The following is an 18693-nucleotide window of genomic DNA, read 5'->3' as shown; positions in this document are numbered from 1 at the left end:
ATCACACCATGGTGCAATTCGAGCCGAAGAACCCTGACTTTGACGCGCGTGTGCGCAGCAGTTTCGATCGCCAGAACGTCATGCGCACGATGGGGATCAGCATTGCCGACCTGTCGCCCGGCCATATCGTTCTGGAGATGGCGCACAATGACGCGCTGACCCAGCAGCATGGTTTCCTGCATGCCGGGATCGTATCCACCGCGCTGGACAGTGCCTGCGGATATGCAGGCTTTTCCCTGATGCCCCCCGAAGCGGCGGTTCTGACGGCGGAATTCAAGATCAACCTGCTGAACCCCGCCGATGGTGAGCGGTTTCGTTTCGTCGCCGACGTGGTGAAACCCGGTAGAACACTGACCATTTGCGAGGCGCGTGCCTATGCGGTGAAGGGTCAGAAAGAAAAGCTGATCGCCACGATGACCGCAACGCTGATGGCGCTGGTGGGCCGGGCAGGCGTTACCGACTGACAGGGTACGCGCGCCTGCCGATTTTGCGCGACGGGTCGGCGGTGCAGGCAGGCCATATGGCGAACTGCCTGCACCTTGCTCAGATCGACTGTCCCCTATCAGAGACTCTGCGCCAGCCGGACCCCCTCATCAATCGCACGCAGCGCGTCGAGCTCGGCGGCTTCCTTCGCGCCGCCGATCATGGTGACGGTGACGTTGCGCGCGGTCAGCTCCCGCGCCAGGTCGCGTTCCGGTTCCTGACCGGTACAAAGCACGATCGTATCGGCGGCGATCACACTGGGCTTTCCATCCATGAAAATATGCAGTCCCGCGTCGTCGATACGATCATAAGCCACGCCGCCCATGACCTCGACACCGTGCTTTCGCAGGGCATTGCGCAGGATCCAACCTGTCGAGACGCCAAGCCCCGCACCCGGTTTCGAGGTTTTCCGCTGAAGCATGATCACCTTGCGCGGCGATGATTTCGGTGCCAGCGGATCGCCCGCCAGCGCGCCGGACATTGCGAATTCCGGGTCCACGCCCCAAGTCTGACAGAACGCATCGGCGTTCTGGGCCTCCGCCGGTTCGGTCACCAGGAACTCGGCCACGTCATGACCGATTCCTCCGGCCCCCATCACCACAACGGTGTCACCCGCCACTCGCTCACCCGAGAGGACCTCGGCGTAGGTCGCGACACTGGGATGGTCGATGCCCGGCAGATCGGGAATGCGCGGCGTCACTCCGGTGGAGATCACCACATGGTCAAAACCGTTCAGATCGTCCAGCCCGGCCCGCTTCCCCAGATGCAGCTTGACGCCATGCTTTTCCAACTGCCCGGAATAATACCGGATGGTCTCGTCGAACTCGTCCTTGCCCGGTGCCGCGCGCGCCAGATTCAACTGACCGCCCAGCTTTTCCTGTGCCTCGAACAAGGTGACGTCATGGCCCAGACGCGCCGCCTCGGCAGCCGTGGCCATTCCTGCTGCGCCGCCGCCGATTACGGCCACCTTCCGAGGTGAGTCCGTGGGCGTGTCGCGGAACTCGGTTTCGCGCCCGGCCCGTGGGTTGACCAAGCACCCGACGGGACGGTCGGAAAAGATGAAATCGAGGCAGGCCTGGTTGCAGGCAATGCAGGTATTGATTTCGTCGGCATGGCCCTCACGCGCCTTCTTCACGAAATGCGGATCCGCCAGAAAGGGCCGCGCCATTGAGATCATGTCCGCCTCGCCGGAAGACAGGATATCCTCCGCCAGCTGGGGCGTGTTGATTCGGTTGGAAGCCACCACCGGGATCGAGACGGCGGCCTTCACATTCGCCGCAGCCTGTCGCCAGGCGCCACGGGGCACCGTATAGGCGATGGTCGGCACGCGGGCCTCATGCCAGCCGATGCCGGTGTTGAGGATATCGGCACCTGCGGCCTCGATCTTGCGCGCCAGATCGGTGATTTCAGCGGTGGGTGCGCCCCCCTCAACCAGATCGGCGGCGGAAATCCGATAGATGGCGAGGAAATCAGGCCCGCACCGCTCACGCACGGCGCGCACGATCTCAACCGGGAAACGGTGGCGATTCTCGGCGCTGCCCCCCCATTCGTCTTCACGCTTGTTAGTGTGAACGACGGTGAATTCGTTGAGAAGATATCCCTCGGAGCCCATGATCTCCACGCCATCGAAGCCTGCGGCCTGCGCATTTTCGGCAGCCTTGGCAAAATCCTCGATGGTGCGGCGAATATCAGCGTCGGTCATTTCGCGCGGAATGAAGCGGTTGATCGGCGCGCGGATCGGGCTTGGCGCGACGCATCCCTCGATCTTTGCGTAGCGCCCGGCATGCAGAAGCTGCGCGCAAAGCAGGCTACCCTCGGCCTGAACCGCCTCGCAGATCGGGCGCAGGCTTTCCGCCTCCGCCGCGTCGTCGATACGCGGGCCTTCGGGGTCGAATACGCCCTCCGCATTGGGTGAGAACCCGCCGGTGACCAGAATCGCCGCCTCCCCCCGCGCCCTTTCCGCGTAGAAGGCGATCTGTTTGGCGATGCCGTCGGGCTCGGTTTCCAACCGGGTGTGCATCGACCCCATGATGACACGGTTTCGTAGCGTGTGCTGCCCCGCGCGGATCGGCGAAAGCATGGTCGCGAAGTTGTCCTTCTGCGTGTTTTTCATTCTGGTCATCCTCCTCAAAACTTCCCTTGATCTGTATTCTAACATTTGTTAGATTTTAGGGAAGAAGATAATTTCGGTCATGGGGAGTAGCACCGATGCAATTCCAGGCAACAGAAGATCAAAAGGCGTTCCGCGAAACCGCGAAGCGATTCGCCACGGAAAAATTGGCGTCCAGCTATCTCAAACGCGCCAGCGGGCACGTCTTTGACCGCGCGCTGATCAAGGAAATGGGCGCACTTGGCCTGATCGGCGCCGATCTGCCCGAGGAATTCGGCGGGCTTGGCGAAAGCTCGGTCACGTCCGGGCTGATCGTCGAGGAGATCGCCTATGCCGATTTCAACGCAAGCTATGTGCAGCTTCTCGGCTCCCTCATGGGGGGTATGGTGGCCAAGCACGCGTCGAAGGACATCGCTTCGGAATGGGTGCCCAAGGTTGTTTCCGGCGACGCCGTTATCGGGCTGGGCCTGACCGAACCGCGCGGCGGATCGGATGCCGCGAACCTGATCCTGAAGGCCGAGAAATCCGGCAACGGATGGCGGCTGAACGGTGAGAAGACCTCCATGAGCTTTGCCAGCCAGGCCGATGCGACCGTGGTCTTCGCCCGCACCGGCGATCAGGACGGCGGCGCGCGCGGGGTCAGCGCCTTTTTCGTCGATCTGAATCAGGAGGGCGTCAAGCGCACCCATTTCGACGACATCGGCACCAAGCCGGTCGGGCGCGGATCGGTGTTTTTCGACGACGTTTTCGTGCCGGCCGAAAACATGATGGCCGAACAGGATCGCGCCTTTGGCACGATCATGGCGGGCTTTGACTATTCACGCGCGCTGATCGGGCTGGAATGCCTGGGCGCCGCGCAGGCATCGGTGGATGAGACCTGGGCCTATGTTCAGGAGCGTGAGGCATTCGGCGCGCCCATCGTCCAGTATCAGGGCGTCAGCTTCCCGCTGGCCGAGGCGGAAACCCAACTGACCATGATGCGTCAGCTTTGCTACTATACGCTGGATCTGCGCGACCAGGGCCTGCCCCACACCTCGCAAGCGGCGATGTGCAAATGGTATCTGCCCAAGACCGCGTGCGAGATTTTGCACCAGTGTCTGATCCTGCACGGGCACTACGGCTATACCACCGACCTGCCGCATCACCAGCGCTACAACGATGTACTCGGCCTGCAAATCGGGGACGGCACCGCGCAAATCCAGAAACTGGTGATCGCGCGTGAAAAAGTAGGCCGGATGGCGCTGCAATACGACAAGCGGGCGAAGGGAGGTTCGAAATGAGCGACCCTGTCATCGCCAGCATCGAGGGTACCACCGGTATCATCGATCTGGCCCGCCCCGAGAAATTCAATTGCCTGTCACTGGACGTGCACCAGCGCATAACTGCCGCGCGGGCGGAATTCGAGGCGAACCCGGATATCCGGGCGATCCTTATCCGCGCGCAGGGCAAGCACTTTTGCACCGGTGCCGATCTGACTGAAGTGAAAGGTAAATTGAACGATCCCGTCGAGCTGGACCATTTCATCGCCTTTGGCATGAAAAACCTCCGTGCGCTCGAAGTCTCCCCTCTTCCTGTCGTAGTGGCCGTACAGGGGTTGTGTCTGGCCGGCGGGATCGAACTGATGCTGGCATGTGATGTATGTTTCGCGGCCGAAACCGCCCAATTTGGCGATCAGCACGCGCAGTTCGGGCTGATCCCAGGCTGGGGCGGCTCGCAACGGCTGACGCGCCTGATGGGACAGCGCCGGGCGCTCGACCTGATGTTCTCGGCCCGCTGGCTCAAGGCGGATGAGGCCAAGGAGGGCGGTCTGGTCAACTACATCGTACCGGACGCGGATCTGCACGAGGCCGCCCTGGAATATTGCCAGAAGATCGCCACACGGTCCCGCCCGGGTATCGCTGAAATGAAGCGGTTGGCGCGGGAGGGTGCCGACCTCGGCATCGACCAGCAAATGCGGCTTGAGCGCGACGCAGCCGTCCGCGCACTGCCCAGTGACGACGTTGCCGAAGGGCTCGATGCCTTCGAGAACCGTCGCAAACCTGAATTCAAGGGCTGAGGAAGAACCATGGATTTTACCCTGAACGACGAACAGCGCCAAATCTACGAATATGGCGATCAGCTGGCACAGAAATACGACAATTCCTATTGGCTGGAGCACGCGCGCAAGCACGAATTCCCCAAGGAGATGTTTCAGAAAATTGCCGATGACGGCTTCCTGGGCATCATGGTGCCCGAGGAATACGGCGGCGCCGGACTGGGCATGACAGAAATGTCGCTGTTCATGGAAGGCACCGCCAATAACGGCATTCCGCTTCTCATGATGGTGGTCGGGCCGACCATGTCGCTGGCTCACCTCGCCAGTCACGGGTCCGAGTTCCACAAGAAGGAACTGCTGCCGGCGGCCTGCCGCGGCGATATCCAGTTCTGCTTCGCGATCACGGAACCGGGTGCCGGCTCCAACACGATGAAGGCCACCACGCTGGCCAAGCGCCGGGGCAACCGGTTCAGCCTGTCGGGCGAAAAGACCTTCATCACGGGTGCCGAGGTATCGGACTATTGCCTGGTGGTGGCGCGGACCAAACCGCACACGGAGGTCAGCCGCAAGACGGACGGCTTCACCCTGTTTGCCGTGGACCTGAAGAAAAAGGGCGTCGACAAGCAGCGGGTGAAGATCTCGATCCCCCTGCCCGAGGAACAGTGGACCCTGTTCTTCGACGAGGTCGATCTGGGCCCCGAGGACGTGGTGGGCGAAGTGGACGAGGGCTTCTCGATCCTGTTCGACAGCCTCAACCCCGAGCGCATCATCCTGTCCGCGCTGTGCTGCGGCATCGGCCGTTTCGCGCTGAACAAGGGCGTGGCCTACGCGTCCGAGCGCAATGTCTTCGGCCAGCCTATCGGGGCGCATCAGGGTGTGCAGCACCCGATGGCCAAGGCGCATACCGCCGTGGAAATGGCCAGTCTGATGACCCGTCGCGCGGCGTGGGAGTTTGACAACAAACTGCCCGCCGGTGCCTCATCGAACATGGCCAAATACGCAGCGGCCGAGGCCGGGATCGAAGCCGTGGACGCCGCGCTTCAGGCCCATGGCGGATCCGGTTTTACCGAGGATACCGGACTGTACGAAATGTATCCGCTGGTACGCCTGCTGCGCACGGCACCCGTGAACCGCGAACTATGCCTCAGCTTTATCGGTGAAAAGGTCATGGGCCTGCCGCGATCCTATTGATCGCGCGGCCCGGAAGGGAGGACGACATGCAATTTGGAATGCGCTTCCGGCGGCAAGACGCCGCCGATAAGGTGAACGACCGCTTCTGGCACGAGATCGAGGGCAAGCCCCTCAACGAGGTGCGCAGCATTCAGGAGGAGCGTCTGCGCGCGCAGATGGCCTATCTCAAGGCGAACTCCACCTTCTATCAGGAGAAGCTGGCCGAGGCGGGTGTGGATTTCGACGACATCCGCACCATCGAGGATCTGCAAAAGCTGCCCTTCACCTACAAGACCGAGATCCGCGAAAGCCTGGCCGCGGAGCCGCCCTTCGGCAAGCACCGCGCGGCCCCGATGGCGGACATCATCCAGATGCAGGCCTCGTCAGGTACAACCGGCAGCCCGTCCTACGTCGCGCTGACCGAGGCCGATACCGAGATGTGGCACGAAATGACCGCGCGCTGTTTCTTCGCCAACGGTGTGCGGCCCGGCGACATGGTGTTGCATGCATTTTCGTTGGCGAAAGGCTTTGTCGGCGGTATCCCCGTGATGCAGGGCTTGCAATACATGGGCACGATCGACGTGCCGGTCGGGGCGGATGGTGGCGTGGAACGGCTGCTGCGCGCCTGCGCCGACACGCGCCCGCGCTGCATCGTCGGTGCCCCGAATTTCGTTCTGCACCTGGCGGAAAAAGCGCCCGAGGTCCTTGGCTGCAAGGCCAGCGAACTGGGTGTCGAGCAGGTGGTCGTCGGCGGTGAACCCGGCGGCGGCATTCCGGCAATTCGCGCAAAGATCGAAGAAGCCTGGGGCGCAAAATGCTGCGAAATGCTGGGCGGCACCGATCTGGGTGTGACCTACTGGGCCGAATGCGAGACCCAGTCAGGGATGCATATGGTCAACATGGACTATATCATTACCGAACTGCTCGACCCTGAAAGCGGCAAGATCATCCCCTGGGAAAAGGGCGCCGAGGGCGAAATGATCTATACCGCGATCGGCCGCGAGGCGAGCCCCGTGGTGCGGTTCCGGTCCGGCGACTACATCGAAGTCATCGATACGGAATGCACCTGCGGGCGCACCGGACCGAAGATTCGCTGCACCGGTCGGACCGACGACATGCTGATCGTACGCGGGGCCAATGTCTTTCCCTCGGCGATCAACAGCGTGATCACCGAAATGGTGCCGGAAACCAACGGCGTCATGCGGATCGTGGCTGATTTCAAGGGTCACACCACACAGGGCGCCCTGACGGTGATCGTCGAACGCGGGCCTGGCCGTGACGCCCAGGACGATGCCGCGCTCAAGAAAAAGATCGAACAGCGACTGCGCGACGCCCTTGTCTTCAAGGCCGACGTTCATCTCGTCGCGCCCGACACCTTTGAAAAGCCCGGCGCTGCGAAGGTAGCCTTTGTCCTAAGAGAATATCCCGACCTGCCATGACAAAAATGAAATCCCTCCTCGACACCGGATCCGAAGGCTTCCGGGAAAATGATGCGCAGTATCGCCAGAAGATCGACGAGCTGCATGCTCTTCGGCTGACGCAGCGTGTCGGCGGTCCTGAAAAGGCACGTGAACGGCACGAATCGAAAGGCAAGATTCTGCCGCGTGAGCGTATCGAACGCCTGATCGACCCTGGCACGCCCTTTCTGGAACTCGGCGAACTGGCCGGGCTGAACATGCACAAGGGCGTGCCGCCCGGTGCCGGCATCATCACCGGTATCGGTGTGATCGAAGGCCGCCAATGCATGATCATCGCCAATGATGCCACCGTGAAGGGCGGCACCTATTTCGGCATCACGTGTCGCAAGCACGTGCGCGCGCAGAAAATCGCCTGGAAAAACCGTCTGCCAGTCATCACGCTTGTGGATTCGGGCGGCGCGTTCCTTCCCGATCAGGCGAATCTCTTCCCTGATGAGGGCCAGTTCGGCTCAATCTTTCATCAGCAGATCGGCATGTCGGGTGACGGCGTGCCGCAAATCGCCGTGGTCATGGGCCCCTGCACCGCAGGCGGCGCCTATATTCCCGCGCTTTGCGACGAGGTCGTGATCGTGCGCGGTCAGGGCTTCATGTATCTGGGTGGCCCGGAACTGACCTTTGCTGCCACAGGCGAGAAGGTCGATGCCGAATCGCTGGGCGGTGGCAAGATGCACTCCTCCGTGTCGGGCGTAACCGACCATCTGGCCGAGGATGACGCGCACGCGCTGGCCATCACGCGCGATATCGTCAGCCATCTGGGCGAAAAGCCCGTGCCCCGCAAGACACCCCATGAACCGCGGGAGCCCGCCTATCCGACCGAGGAAATCTACGGCATCGTCAGCCGGGATCCCAAGGTGCCGACGGACAACCGGGAGATCATCGCCCGGCTGGTGGACGACAGTGACTTTCACGAGTTCAAGCCGCTCTACGGCGATACCATCATGACCGGCTGGGGCCGGATCCACGGCCACGAAGTCGGGATTATCGCCAATACCGGCGTGCTGTTCGTCGAGGCCGCGTTGAAGGCCACCCATTTCATCAACCTGTGTGTCCAGCGCGATATTCCGTTGCTGTTCCTGGCCGATGTGAATGGCTTCATGGTAGGTCGCGAGGTCGAGCAGATGGGCATTGCCAAGGCCGGCGCGAAAATGATTACGGCCATGTCCTCCGCGCGGGTGCCGAAATTTACCATCATCACCGGCGGCTCCTACGGGGCCGGCTATCTGGCCATGCTGGGCCGTCCTTTCCAGCCGGACGCGATGTTCGCCTGGCCGACGGGCCGTTCCGCCATCATGGGGCCGGAGCAGGCCGCAAGCGTGCTGGCGCAGGTCCGCGCCCAGATCAACGAGCGTGAGGGCAAAAGCTGGACCCCTGAGGAGGAGGAAGCCTTCAAGGCCCCGATCCGCAAGGAATACGAGGAGTTTCAAGGTGCCTACAATTTTGCCTCAAACCTATGGATCGACAGCGTGATCGAACCTTGTGAAACCCGAAATGTCATGGCGCTGATGCTGGATGTGACATCGCGCAGACCCAAGGTCGAAACCAATTTCGGCGTGTTCAGGATGTGAGGGGCGAACCATGAAAATCAAAACGCTTCTTATCGCCAATCGCGGCGAAATTGCCTGCCGGATCGCGCGCACCGCGCGGGCCAGCGGTATCACCCCTGTCGGCGTGCATTCTCAGGCCGACGCAAATGCCCTTCACGTTCGGGAGATCGGACACTCCGTCTGCATCGGCGCCGGACCTGCATCCGAAAGCTATCTGAAGATTGACGCGGTGATTGCCGCCGCGAAGTCGGTCGGCGCGGATGCGATCCATCCCGGCTATGGCTTTCTGGCGGAGAATCCCGATTTTGCCCGTGCGGTCGAAGCCGCCGGCATGATCTTCATGGGGCCGACGCCGGAAACGCTTGAACGTTTCGGCGACAAGGCCAGCGCCAAGGATGCCGCGGTAGCCGCCAGCGTTCCCGTGATTTCCGGGGCGCAAGGCGCGCGGTCCAACCCGCAGGAGATTGCCAAGGAAGTGCGCGAGATGGGCCTGCCCGTCCTGCTCAAGGCCGTCGGCGGTGGCGGCGGTCGCGGCCAACGGCTTGTGACGGATGAGGCCACTCTGGAGGAGGACATCGAAGGCGCGCTGCGTGAGGCAAAATCCACGTTTGGCTCCGAAGGGCTGTTGCTGGAACGCTTCCTGCCTGAGGCTCGCCACGTCGAAGTGCAGATCGCAGGCGACGGAAAGGGCCACGTTGTGCACCTGTTCGAGCGCGACTGCACTTTGCAACGGCGCCATCAGAAGGTCATCGAGGAGGCCCCGGCCTGGGGTCTGCCGCGCGCTCTGCTGGACCGGATCGCGCAGGACGCGGTGCGTCTGGGCGAAACGCTTGCCTATCGCGGTCTGGGCACCGTGGAATTTCTGGTCGCGGGTGAGGAATACTTCTTTCTTGAGGTGAATCCCCGCATCCAGGTCGAACACCCTGTTACCGAGGCGATTACCGGGCTGGATCTGGTCGCGCTGCATCTGCGCATTGCCGAAGGTGCGGGCCTTGGCCTGGTTCAGGATGACCTCGCGATCAACGGCCATGCGGTCGAGGCGCGGCTTTATGCCGAAGATCCGGCGATGCAGTTCGCCCCGTCGACAGGTACATTGACCACGCTGAGCCTGCCCGAGGGCCTGCGCATCGACAGCGGCGTCGAAGCGGGCGACACGGTCACACCTTACTATGACCCGATGATCGCCAAGTTGATCGTGCACGCACCCGACCGGGAAACGGCATTGGCGCGGCTGGCGACGGCGCTGGATCATGTCGCGGTGGAGGGTGTGGAGACAAACCGTGCATTCCTCACGGCACTGGCACGCAATCCGGAATTCGAACGGATGCAGGTTCACACCCGCTGGATCGACGGCAGGCTGGACGAACTGACCAAGGACAGCGTCCTGTCCCGCCCCGAGCTGTGGAAGGCCGCAGCGGCCGTTCTTTTCATGGCCACCTCGCGGCAGGATGGGGGATCCGATCCCTGGATCAACCGCGATACCTTCACCGGCTGGCGGCTGGGCCTGGGCGGCGACACGATGGAGGCAGGGCAGCGCGTGACGCTGACGGACGCCTCGGGAGCTTCGCAGGAATTCCGCGTCGGACCCGTCAAATCCGGTGACAGCTACACCGTGCTGTCGGAAAACGACGATGTCGCCACCCTGACCATGCGTGAGGTCGTGCCGGGTCGCTGGCGTCTGGGCCATGGCGATGCCGTCTTCCTGATCGACGCGCGCATTCAGGCCGGGGTGATCGAGATGGATACGCCCGAGGGACGTCTGGTCTTCCGCCCTGCCGCACCTCTGGACTTCGCAGGTGGCGATGCGGCGGCGGATCGTGCCGTGGCTTCTCCGCTGACCGGCATGATCGTCGAGATCAAGGTGGCAGAAGGTCAGCAAGTGGCAGAGGGCGATGTGATCGCAGTCATGGAATCCATGAAGCTCGAAATCTCGATCCGCGCTGCCGCAGCCGGGATCGCCAGCAACATATCCGTCTCGACCGGGGACATGGTCGATCGCGGCCAAATCATTGCCGAGATACTGCCATCCGAGGAGCAACAAGATGAGTGACTTTCCAAAATTCGTCGAATTTCGCGAAGAAGGCCCGCGTGAGGGCTTTCAGATCGAGAAGAAAATCTATCCGCTCGAAGACCGCATCGAACTGATCGACATGCTCAGCGAGACGGGGTTGAAGCGTATTCAGGTCGGCAGCTTTGTCAGCCCGAAATACGTGCCGCAAATGGCGGATACCGGCGAGCTGTTCCAGCGCATCAAGCGCAAGCCCGGCGTGAACTACACATCGCTGTGGCTGAACGACAAGGGTTTTCGCAAGGCCCTGACCGCCCATGAGGTCGATATCGACCCGCGCCTTCTGTTCTATCCGTCCGAGGCCTTTGCGCAGGCGAACAATAATTGCTCGTCGTTGGAAATGCGTGAAAAACAGCGCGAGTGGGTCCGGCTCTACAAGGAAGAAGGCTACACGGTCGACGCGGCCTATGTGATGACGGCCTTTGGCTGCAACTTCGAAGGCCCCATGCCGCAGGAGCGCATCCTGGACGATTTCCGCTTTATCCTGCAGCTTTGCGAGGAGGAGCAGATTCCCGTTCCGATCCTGGTGGTCGCGGATACAATGGGCTGGGGCAACCCGGAGGCGGTCAAGCGCATGATCGGTGCGCTGCGTGATCTGGCGCCGGATGCGCGCATCGGCATGCACATTCACGACACGCGCGGGCTTGGCATCGCCAATGTTTATGCTGCCCTGTCGATGGGTGTGGACATGTTCGAAAGCTCGGTCGCGGGCCTTGGCGGGTGTCCTTTCGCGGGTCACGGCCACGCACGTGCCGCCGGCAATGTCTGCACGGAGGATGCGGTTTTCCTGTGCCACGAGCTTGGCATCGAAACCGGCATCGACCTGGACAAGCTGATCGCAGCCGCGGTCAAGGCGGAAGAGATTATCGACGCGCCGCTCATGGGCCGCGTCATGCATACTGGCGGTCTGGACAAGTACCGCAAGGCAAGCTGAGGGAGGATGAAAATGGCTAAGGCACTTGACGGAAAGGTGGTTCTCGTCACCGGAGCGGGTGGCGGAATCGGCCGCGATATCGCCCTGATGGCAGCGTCCGAAGGCGCGGCCGTGGTGGTCAACGACCTGGGCGCGTCGCTGAAAGGAACCGGTCAAACGGAAACCGCAGCGCAAAACGTGGTAGATGAGATCAAGGCCGCTGGCGGCGATGCGATCGTCGATGGTGGCAACGTCACCGATCCCGACGCCGCCCGCGCGATGATCGAGGCAGGCGTCAAGGAATTCGGCCGCATCGACGCTGTCGTGAACAATGCCGGCATCCTGCGCGACGGTTTCTTTCACAAGATGACCTATGAGGATTTCGACGCGGTGGTGAAGGTGCATCTTTACGGTGCGTTCAACACCAGCCGCGCCGCCGCCGACTATTTCCGTGAGCAGGAGGGCGGCGCGCTGGTGCACATGACCTCCACCTCGGGTTTGATCGGCAATCTGGCTCAGGCGAACTATTCCGCCGCCAAGCTTGGTATCGCCGCCTTCTCGAAATCCGTGGCGCTCGACCTCAAGCGGTGGAACGTCCGTTCGAACTGCATCGCGCCCTTCGCGTGGAGCCGGATGATCTCCTCGATCAAGACCGACACGCCGGAACAGCAGGCCCGCGTTGCGAAGATCAAGGAAATGACACCGGCCAAAGTCGCGCCGATGGCCTGTTTCCTGATGAGCGACCGTGCAGCGGACGTCTCCGGACAGATCTTCGCGGTGCGCAAGAACGAGATATTCCTGTTCAACCAGCCCCGTCCGGTGCGCTCCGTCCATTCAGGTGAGGGCTGGACCGCCGATGAAATCGCCGAGCGCGCCATTCCCGCGCTCAAATCGCAATTCACGCCGCTCGAAGTTTCGGCGGACGTCTTCTCATGGGATCCCGTCTGATGGCCAAGCGCAAGGATAAGATTAGCTCCGACATCGGCTGGAGCACACCCGACAAGATCACCGTTCGCGGGCTGGACCTGCCGAACGAGATTCTGGGCCACATGAACCTGGGCGATCTCGCCTTTCTGCAACTGACGGGCCGCAAGGCCACGCCAGAGGAAAGCAAAGTCTTCAACGCCATCGTGATCACCCTGGTGGAACACGGCATCACCCCGTCCGCCTTGGCCGCGCGCATGACCTATATGGGCGCGCCGGAATCGCTTCAGGCAGCGGTCGCGGCCGGTCTTTGTGGACTGGGCACGGTCTTCGTCGGCTCGATGGAGGGCGCGTCGAAGATGCTGTACGAGGCGCTGCCCGAGGATAAGCTGGGAACCGGCGCCGATCTGGACGCCATCGCGCTGGAAACGGTCGAGAAATTCCGCGCCAGAAAGGCCATCGTACCCGGTCTGGGCCATCCGGTTCACAAGCCGATCGACCCGCGCACGCCGCGCCTGTTCCAGATTGCCGCCGAGAACGGAAAATCGGGCGAGTACATCGCACTGATCCAGAAAATTCAGGCCGTCGCGGAGGAGAAGGCCGGCAAGATGCTGCCGATCAACGCCACAGGCGCCATCGGCGCGATCTGCTGCGAATTCGGCTTCCCTTGGAAGATTGTTCGCGGCTTTGGCGTCATGGCGCGGTCCATCGGGCTGGTCGGGCACATCCTTGAGGAAAGCGAAAACCCGATTTCCTATGAAATCTGGCAGCGTGCGGAGGAGGAAATCCTCGAAACCTCCGGCCCCGGCAAAGCCTGAGCGATGCGCGCTCTATGCGCGCAGTTCCCACCGGAATACCATCGCAAGCACGGTGAGGCCGCCACCTATCCCGAGAGTTCGTCGATGCACTGACCCGCGAGGGTTGGCGCGCCGCGATGATCCCCATCGGGCAAAATCAGGGGGTGCAGTTTCCCATCGCCAAGGCCTTCGTGAATGTGGAGGCAGCAACCCTGATGCGCGTCGAAGCCTGCAGACGCTTCGACGCGGGGCAGAATTCCGACGCGCAGGCGAATATGGCCAAGCTGCTGGACGCCGATGCTAACTGGGAAACGGGCAATGCCTGCCTCCAGACCCATGGCGGCTTCGGCTTCGCGCGCGAATACTGTATAGAACGCAAATTCCGCGCAAGCGGCTGCCTCAGGTGCCCCGATTTCGACCAACCTCACCCCCTCTTGTCGGAGAGCACATCCTTGGGATGCCCCGGTCGTTCTGACGCGGAACAAGAAGCAGACTTATCCTGATGCCTCGATCCCTTTGCAGGGGATCGGGATCAGATAAGATGTTCTGCCAACTGGGCAGGTCGCACAGCATCTGGCCGCAGGTCACACTGCACTCTTCACGTGAAATGCCATATCACCCAAGCAGCCCTCGGGACGTTTATACGGAATCATCTGTGCCCGCAGGTCGATAGGGCTGTCGATCCGAACCGTTCATCAACCGCGATTTTAGCGACCTGAACGCATATTGAATCGCAACGGGCGAGATTCTCAGGCGGCTTGTCTGAAGATAGAAGCTCGCGGCCTGCGGCTGGAAGTCGTCCCAGCCGCCCGTCCGCGAAAGCCTCACGTTCGGAGCCTACTGACGTCACCCGTCCTTGTTGTTGACGAGCAGTTCCGCATTCTCGGGCAATTCGGCAACCACGCTCACGCCGTCCGCGCGAATCCTCGCATGCAGTTTGAATGCTTCGGCAGCGGCGGTTTCCGCGGTGGAAGCGTCGGCGCCATCCTCCAGCACCAGGACGAGGCGGATCATGTCCCGATCGTTTTCACGGGTCACCACGGCCTGCGCAGCCTTGGCCCCCGGCGTGGCGATGACGACCTCCTCGACCACCCGTGGATAGACGAATATCTCACGCACCTTGACGGCCGCACCGACCCGACCCTGCAAGGCAGAGATGCGGCTGACGCTGCCATCCTCGTTGCTTTCCAGTGCAAAGGCGCTGTCGCCCGTGCCAAACCGGATCATCGGCCATGCGGCGTCGCGCGCGGTAACCACAACCTCACCCGGTTCACCGTGAGCGACCATCGCACCGCTGACCGGATCGCAGATCTGAACCACGCGGTCGGGATGGACCACATAGCCCTCGCCGCCATCCTCACAAGCGACAAGGCCCAGATCGGCAGTGGCATAGGCGGCCCAGGTGGACACGCCATAGTCGGCTTCGATCCGACGCCGCTTGGACATCCAGTCGCCCATTTCGCCGCCGAGGAAGGCTGTCTTCACCTTCCATGCGTCGCGACCATAGGTTTCGATCACCTTGTCAGCCAGTGTCAGGAAGAAGGCCGTAGAGGCGCAGATCGCAGTGACGCCAGTCTCAACGATGATCTGGGCCTGCAGTTCGGTATTGCCCACACCTCCCGGAATGACCGTGGCACCAGCGGCCTGTGCCGCCTCGTCAAACAGCAGCCCGGCTGGCACAAGATGGTACATCCAGGTGTTCAGGATGATGTCCCCCGCGCCCACACCGGCCGATTTGAACAGCATTTCCAGACCATGCCCGGCGCTGCCCGAAAGGGCCGGCTCGAAGATCGGGCCGGGCGACACATAGATGCGCCCGATATCCTTCAGATCAGAGGCGAGGAACCCGCCGAAGGGCGGATTGTCCCGCTGGATCTTCAGCAGTTCTTCCTTCTTCATCACCGGCAGGCGAGTCAGATCTTCCAGCGACCTTACGGCGGCCGGATCGAATCCGGCCGCCGTAAAGCGTGATTTCAGACCCGGAGCTTTTTCAGCCCCGGCGGCATAGGCTTGAGCTATGTCTTTGTAGATGTCATCAGCCATGTCTATGCCTCCCAGTCCATTCGGGTTTTAAAGCGGGCAGTCCTTGCGGAAGTTCGGCGCGCGCTTCTCGCGGTGCGACAGCACGCCTTCCTTGACGTCTTCACTCATGAAGCCGAGCATTTCCAGCGCGGTCGAGGCATCGAAGATCGGGCCTGCCTGGCGCAGCCAGTTGTTCAGCGAGTACTTGGTCCAGCGGATCGCGCTTTGCGAGCCGTTCGCCAATTCGACTGCGGTATCCAGGGCGATCTGCTGCAGCTCGTCATCCTCGACGCACATGGAGACCAGACCGATACGCTCTGCTTCCTCACCGGATACCGGCTTGCAGGTCATCAGATAGTATTTCGCCTTCGCCATCGAGGTCAGCAGCGGCCAGATGATCGCCGCGACGTCACCGGCGGCCACGCCCAGGCGCGGGTGGCCATCGACGATTTTCGCGCGCTTTCCGGCGATCGAGATGTCCGCCAGGATGGCCACCACGAGGCCCGCACCCGCAGCCGGTCCATTGATGGCCGAAATGATCGGTTTGTTGCAGTTGATGATGTTGTAGACGAGATCCTTGGCCTCTTTCCACGTCTTCATGATCTCATGCGAATTGCCGATCATGTTTTCGATCAGGCTGAAATCGCCGCCGGCCGAAAATGCTTTGCCCGCTCCGGTCACGATCACGGAATTGATGTCGGGGTCGCGGTCGATGTCGATCCACATATCGGTCATCTGCGTGTGGGTTTCGGCATCGACGGAGTTGAAGGACTCGGGCCGGTCGAAGGTGATGCGCAGGACGCGATCCGCCGGGTAGTCAAACTTCAACTTGTCGTATTTTGCATAACGGTCAGACATATTTTTTTCCTCTGCTAGATCTTGTTATGGGTTCAGCCCGGCAGTCCGAGGACGGCCTTGGACAGGATGTTGCGTTGAATCTCGTTCGAGCCGCCGTAGATCGTTGTTGGCCGTGCTTTGTAAAAGCTCGACAGAACGTCCACGCCGACATTGCCGACCTGAAGCGGTCCGATCGTACCGCCATCGGGGCCGGCGGCCTCGATCATCAGTTCGGTGATCCGCTGAAAGCACTCGGTCACCCAGATTTTCAGCATCGAGACATCCGCGCCCAGGGTTTCGCCACGCTTTAGCTGATCCGCGAAACGGGAATAAAGGGCAGCGTGATCCTCAACGTCGAGCGCGGCCTGCGCGAAGCGGTCCCGGAAAACCGGATCGTCGAAGGCACCGCGCCCACGGGCGAAGCTTTCAAGCTGGCCAAGCGCGTTCTGGGCCAGGCTCGGGGAACCGATGAAAATGCGCTCGAAACTCAAGAGCGCCTTGGCCATCGTCCAGCCCTTGTTCAGCTCACCGACAAGGTTTTTCTGCGGTGTGCGGGCATTGTCGAAGAAGACCTCGCAAAACTCGGTTTCGCCCGACAGCGTCGTGATCGTACGCACGTCAACGCCGGGCTGATCCATCGGCGCAAGCAGGAAACTGATGCCCTGCTGCTTTCTGGGCGTGTCGGGATCGGTACGCACCAGCATGAAGATATGCGTGGCGTCATGCGCCATCGTCGTCCAGATCTTCTGGCCGTTGATGACGAAATCATCGCCGTCAGCCTCAGCGCGGGTGCGCAGGTTGGCCAGATCGGAACCGGCACCCGGTTCCGAATAGCCCTGACACCAGATGTCCTCACAGCTCAGGATACGCGGAAGCCAATAATCTTTCTGTTCCTGGGTGCCGAACTTGATGATCAGCGGGCCGACCATCTGGACACCCATGTCGCGCCCGCGGTTCACGCCCCAGCGTTGCTGTTCTTCATAGAAGATCAGCAGCTTGGCCGCGCTCAACCCCATACCGCCATATTCGGCGGGCCATGCCGGTGCGACCCAGCCCTTGGCGTGAAGCTTGCGATGCCAATGTTCGATTTCGGCAAATTTCGGACGGTGCGGCAGATGGCGCAGCTCTTCGGGGTATTCCGCCTCGAAGAACTGGCGCACTTCCTTGCGGAACTCTGCATCGCTCATGGCGTTCCAGTCGGTCATTATGCTGCCCCCTCTTCTTCTCTCGCGTCGAACCAGACCCGACGGTGATAGGCGTCGTCGCCCAGCCAGGCCGAGAGCACCAGCGCCCGGTTCAGGTAAAGTCCGATATCGAACTCGTCGGTATAGCCGACCGCCCCGTGCAGCTGGATGGCGTCGCGGGTGATCTTCTTGGCGGCGGAGACCGCACGCGCCTTGGCGCGGCTGGCCAATCGGGCCCGTGTCTTCGGATCGGTTTCGTGGTCCATCTGGGCCAAGACTTCGCGCACGCCCGCCTGTGCAACCTCACGCATGACATGAAGGTCAACGGCGCGGTGCTGAATGACCTGGAACGAGCCGATGGGCTTGTCGAATTGCTCCCGCGTCTTGATGTAGTCCAGCGTGATTTCAAAGGCGCGATCGCTCAGGCCGACCAGCTCCGCCGCTGCGAGAGCAGTGGCATCGTTGACCGCTTCGGTAAGCGCGTCCTGAACCGCTGGACCCTCGGCCAGTTGTTCCGCCGGGGTTTCGGAGAATGAAAGCTCACCCATGACACTGCCATCGGCCTGCGTTTTCTTCTTAATGGAAAGCATGTTCGCCTTGGCATCCGCCAGCACGAGAACCGGCCCGGAATCCCCTTCGGCCAGAACCAGAAATCCATCGGCACCGTCCGCGCCGACCACCCAGGCCTTGCCGCCGGTCAGCTTGCCATCCGTATAACGGCAGCTTGCCTCGGCCGGGCCGCCGTTCGGCCCACGCTCCTGCCAGGCCACCGCCAGGACGGTTTCGCCGCCGACAATCTGCCCGACCTTCTCATGATCGGGGCACAGGCGGCGCAGAAGTCCGAGGCTCAGCCCGACTGTCACCACCACCGGTTCGGGGGCAATCACACGACCGACCTCCTCCGCGATGACGCCCCCTGCGGCCAGGCCCATGCCCAGGCCGCCGTTTTCCTCGGGAACGGTCACGCCGAAAACGCCTGCCTCCGCCAGTTCACGGATCATGGCCGCGTCCCAGCCGCCACCGGCATCGCGCAATTTTCTGGATCGTCCACTGCCGCCGGCGCGCTCAAACAGGATGCGCGCGCTTTCACGCAGCAGGCGAAGGTCTTCTTGGTCACTGGAAAGCATA

The 18693-nt window shown here is 61.9% G+C and carries 15 protein-coding genes and 1 pseudogene; 11 read left to right on the top strand and 5 right to left on the bottom strand.

What is annotated here, in order from left to right:
- Positions 1-8: 8 nt before the first annotated feature.
- Positions 9-464 carry a PaaI family thioesterase gene (locus tag H1S03_RS08940; protein WP_185804122.1) on the top strand — a complete coding sequence of 152 codons (456 nt, stop codon included), beginning with the start codon at positions 9-11 and terminating at the stop codon, positions 462-464.
- 98 nt (positions 465-562) lie between these two features.
- Here H1S03_RS08940 and H1S03_RS08935 read toward each other — a convergent pair whose 3' ends face one another.
- Positions 563-2596: an NADPH-dependent 2,4-dienoyl-CoA reductase gene (locus H1S03_RS08935; RefSeq protein WP_185804121.1), complete on the bottom strand. Its 2034-nt coding sequence runs from the start codon at positions 2594-2596 to the stop codon at positions 563-565.
- 95 nt (positions 2597-2691) lie between these two features.
- On the opposite strand from H1S03_RS08935, the gene H1S03_RS08930 reads away from it, so the two are divergent.
- The 10 genes and pseudogenes from H1S03_RS08930 to H1S03_RS08885 form a co-directional block, all read left to right on the top strand.
- Positions 2692-3873: an acyl-CoA dehydrogenase family protein gene (locus tag H1S03_RS08930; protein ID WP_185804120.1), complete on the top strand. Its 1182-nt coding sequence runs from the start codon at positions 2692-2694 to the stop codon at positions 3871-3873.
- Complete coding sequence (locus H1S03_RS08925) at positions 3870-4649, top strand: enoyl-CoA hydratase/isomerase family protein (RefSeq protein WP_185804119.1); 780 nt, start codon at positions 3870-3872, stop codon at positions 4647-4649. Before H1S03_RS08930 ends, H1S03_RS08925 begins: the two co-directional genes overlap by 4 nt.
- A 9-nt stretch (positions 4650-4658) precedes the next feature.
- Positions 4659-5819, top strand: a complete 1161-nt coding sequence (locus H1S03_RS08920) for an acyl-CoA dehydrogenase family protein (protein ID WP_166188264.1) — start codon at positions 4659-4661, stop codon at positions 5817-5819.
- A 26-nt stretch (positions 5820-5845) separates the two neighbouring features.
- Positions 5846-7237, top strand: a complete 1392-nt coding sequence (locus H1S03_RS08915) for a phenylacetate--CoA ligase family protein (RefSeq protein WP_185804118.1) — start codon at positions 5846-5848, stop codon at positions 7235-7237.
- Entirely contained in the window at positions 7234-8841 is a 1608-nt protein-coding gene (locus tag H1S03_RS08910) for an acyl-CoA carboxylase subunit beta (RefSeq protein ID WP_185804117.1), read from the top strand. The genes H1S03_RS08915 and H1S03_RS08910 overlap by 4 nt, the downstream gene beginning before the upstream one ends.
- 10 nt (positions 8842-8851) lie before the next feature.
- Entirely contained in the window at positions 8852-10870 is a 2019-nt protein-coding gene (locus tag H1S03_RS08905; protein WP_185804116.1) for an acetyl/propionyl/methylcrotonyl-CoA carboxylase subunit alpha, read from the top strand.
- Positions 10863-11822, top strand: a complete 960-nt coding sequence (locus H1S03_RS08900; RefSeq protein ID WP_185804115.1) for a hydroxymethylglutaryl-CoA lyase — start codon at positions 10863-10865, stop codon at positions 11820-11822. Before H1S03_RS08905 ends, H1S03_RS08900 begins: the two co-directional genes overlap by 8 nt.
- Before the next feature lie 12 nt (positions 11823-11834).
- Positions 11835-12749 (top strand): SDR family NAD(P)-dependent oxidoreductase, encoded by a 915-nt coding sequence (locus H1S03_RS08895; protein ID WP_166188299.1) that lies wholly within the window; start codon positions 11835-11837, stop codon positions 12747-12749.
- Positions 12749-13543, top strand: coding sequence for a citryl-CoA lyase (locus H1S03_RS08890; protein WP_166188301.1), 795 nt, complete (start codon positions 12749-12751; stop codon positions 13541-13543). The genes H1S03_RS08895 and H1S03_RS08890 overlap by 1 nt, the downstream gene beginning before the upstream one ends.
- A gap of 122 nt (positions 13544-13665) precedes the next feature.
- Positions 13666-13997, top strand: a pseudogene (locus H1S03_RS08885) (acyl-CoA dehydrogenase family protein); the annotation flags it as partial.
- Between the two features lie 371 nt (positions 13998-14368).
- Here the strand turns inward: H1S03_RS08885 and H1S03_RS08880 are convergent.
- The 4 genes from H1S03_RS08880 to H1S03_RS08865 are packed head-to-tail and all read right to left on the bottom strand — an operon-like array spanning position 14369 to position 18692.
- Positions 14369-15565, bottom strand: coding sequence for a phenylacetate--CoA ligase family protein (locus tag H1S03_RS08880; protein ID WP_221892649.1), 1197 nt, complete (start codon positions 15563-15565; stop codon positions 14369-14371).
- 27 nt (positions 15566-15592) lie between these two features.
- On the bottom strand, positions 15593-16402 hold the full coding sequence (locus H1S03_RS08875) for an enoyl-CoA hydratase/isomerase family protein (protein ID WP_185804114.1): 810 nt from the start codon (positions 16400-16402) through the stop codon (positions 15593-15595).
- 32 nt (positions 16403-16434) lie between these two features.
- On the bottom strand, positions 16435-17586 hold the full coding sequence (locus H1S03_RS08870) for an acyl-CoA dehydrogenase family protein (protein WP_166188373.1): 1152 nt from the start codon (positions 17584-17586) through the stop codon (positions 16435-16437).
- Positions 17586-18692, bottom strand: a complete 1107-nt coding sequence (locus H1S03_RS08865; RefSeq protein ID WP_249777865.1) for an acyl-CoA dehydrogenase family protein — start codon at positions 18690-18692, stop codon at positions 17586-17588. Before H1S03_RS08865 ends, H1S03_RS08870 begins: the two co-directional genes overlap by 1 nt.
- Position 18693: the final 1 nt, after the last annotated feature.

It is taken from the genome of Pontivivens nitratireducens (assembly GCF_014235845.1).
Lineage (GTDB): Bacteria > Pseudomonadota > Alphaproteobacteria > Rhodobacterales > Rhodobacteraceae > Pontivivens > Pontivivens nitratireducens.
Note: the sequence above shows the minus strand (reverse complement) of the source record. Positions and strands in the feature narration are given on the sequence as shown.

Coding starts and splice junctions, on each gene's coding strand:
- H1S03_RS08940 (WP_185804122.1), top strand. CDS start 9: ATGGTGCAATTCGAGCCGAAGAACCCTGACTTTGACGCGCGTGTGCGC.
- H1S03_RS08935 (WP_185804121.1), bottom strand. CDS start 2,596: ATGAAAAACACGCAGAAGGACAACTTCGCGACCATGCTTTCGCCGATC.
- H1S03_RS08930 (WP_185804120.1), top strand. CDS start 2,692: ATGCAATTCCAGGCAACAGAAGATCAAAAGGCGTTCCGCGAAACCGCG.
- H1S03_RS08925 (WP_185804119.1), top strand. CDS start 3,870: ATGAGCGACCCTGTCATCGCCAGCATCGAGGGTACCACCGGTATCATC.
- H1S03_RS08920 (WP_166188264.1), top strand. CDS start 4,659: ATGGATTTTACCCTGAACGACGAACAGCGCCAAATCTACGAATATGGC.
- H1S03_RS08915 (WP_185804118.1), top strand. CDS start 5,846: ATGCAATTTGGAATGCGCTTCCGGCGGCAAGACGCCGCCGATAAGGTG.
- H1S03_RS08910 (WP_185804117.1), top strand. CDS start 7,234: ATGACAAAAATGAAATCCCTCCTCGACACCGGATCCGAAGGCTTCCGG.
- H1S03_RS08905 (WP_185804116.1), top strand. CDS start 8,852: ATGAAAATCAAAACGCTTCTTATCGCCAATCGCGGCGAAATTGCCTGC.
- H1S03_RS08900 (WP_185804115.1), top strand. CDS start 10,863: ATGAGTGACTTTCCAAAATTCGTCGAATTTCGCGAAGAAGGCCCGCGT.
- H1S03_RS08895 (WP_166188299.1), top strand. CDS start 11,835: ATGGCTAAGGCACTTGACGGAAAGGTGGTTCTCGTCACCGGAGCGGGT.
- H1S03_RS08890 (WP_166188301.1), top strand. CDS start 12,749: ATGGCCAAGCGCAAGGATAAGATTAGCTCCGACATCGGCTGGAGCACA.
- H1S03_RS08880 (WP_221892649.1), bottom strand. CDS start 15,565: ATGGCTGATGACATCTACAAAGACATAGCTCAAGCCTATGCCGCCGGG.
- H1S03_RS08875 (WP_185804114.1), bottom strand. CDS start 16,402: ATGTCTGACCGTTATGCAAAATACGACAAGTTGAAGTTTGACTACCCG.
- H1S03_RS08870 (WP_166188373.1), bottom strand. CDS start 17,586: ATGACCGACTGGAACGCCATGAGCGATGCAGAGTTCCGCAAGGAAGTG.
- H1S03_RS08865 (WP_249777865.1), bottom strand. CDS start 18,692: ATGCTTTCCAGTGACCAAGAAGACCTTCGCCTGCTGCGTGAAAGCGCG.